Source organism: Roseovarius autotrophicus (assembly GCF_018069895.1).
GTDB lineage: Bacteria > Pseudomonadota > Alphaproteobacteria > Rhodobacterales > Rhodobacteraceae > Roseovarius > Roseovarius autotrophicus.
On the sequence record NZ_JAGQDH010000070.1, the window covers coordinates 1 to 1,135 of the forward strand.

Sequence of the window (1,135 nt, forward strand, 5' to 3'; positions counted from 1 at the left end):
AAACTGATGATGGGCGTTGCGGCGCTCGCGCTGGCAGCGACCGGCGCAATGGCCGAGGTGAAGGTGGGCATGATCACCACGCTTTCCGGCGGCGGCGCGGGGCTGGGGATCGACGTGCGCGACGGGTTCCTGCTTGCCATCGAACAATCGGGGCGCGACGACATCACTGTGGTGGTCGAGGATGACCAGCAAAAGCCCGACATCGCGGTCCAGCTTTCCGACAAGATGATCCAGTCCGAGAAAGTCGATGTGATGACCGGCATCATCTGGTCCAACCTCGCCATGGCGGTGGTTCCCGGTGCCGTGGCGCAGGGCAAGTTCTACCTCTCGCCCAATGCCGGGCCTTCGGCGTTGGCGGGCAAGGGGTGCCATCCGAACTATTTCAACGTGGCCTGGCAGAACGACAACCTGCACGAGGCGGCGGGTGCCTATGCCAACAAGGCGGGTTACAGCAACAGCTTTATCCTCGCACCCAACTATCCGGCGGGGCAGGATGCGCTGACGGGTTACAAGCGGTTCTACGAGGGCGCGCTGGCGGGCGAGATCTACACCCAGCTTGGCCAGACCGATTACGCCGCCGAGATCGCGCAGATCCGGGCCAGCGGGGCGGATTCGGTGTTCTTCTTCCTGCCCGGTGGCATGGGGATTTCCTTCCTCAAGCAATATGCCGATTCGGGCGTGGGGCTGCCGGTGGTGGGGCCGGCCTTCAGCTTTGATCAGGGCATCCTGCAAGCCGTCGGGCCGGCGGCGCTTGGTGTGGTGAACACCTCGCAATGGTCCAAGGATCTCGACAACGCCGCCAACACCGCCTTTGTCGAGAGTTTCCAGGCCAAGTATGGCCGCCTGCCCTCGCTCTATGCCAGCCAGGGGTTCGACACCGCGAACCTGCTGATTTCGGCGCTGGACAAGGCCGATGTATCGGACGCGGGTGCCTTCCGCGAGGCACTCCGCGCTGCCGATTTTGTCTCGACCCGCGGTGAGTTCCGGTTCGGTCCGAACCATCACCCGGTCCAGACCATCTATGCCCGCGAGGTGATCCGGGAGGGGGATGTCTTCACCAACAAGGTGATCGGTGTCGCGCTTGAGGACCACGCTGACGCTTACGCGGCAGAGTGCAAGATGTAAGCGCGCGCGC

1 protein-coding gene is annotated in these 1,135 nt (G+C 63.8%); it reads left to right on the forward strand.

What is annotated here, in order from left to right; genetic code table 11:
• Nucleotides 1-6 precede the first annotated feature (6 nt).
• Entirely contained in the window at nucleotides 7-1,125 is a 1,119-nt protein-coding gene (locus tag KAK09_RS18560; RefSeq protein WP_210880402.1) for an ABC transporter substrate-binding protein, read from the forward strand.
• Nucleotides 1,126-1,135: the final 10 nt, after the last annotated feature.

What these genes read in the sequence shown, in the direction of transcription:
- KAK09_RS18560 (WP_210880402.1), top strand. Translation starts at nt 7, where the DNA reads ATGATGGGCGTTGCGGCGCTCGCGCTGGCAGCGACCGGCGCAATGGCC.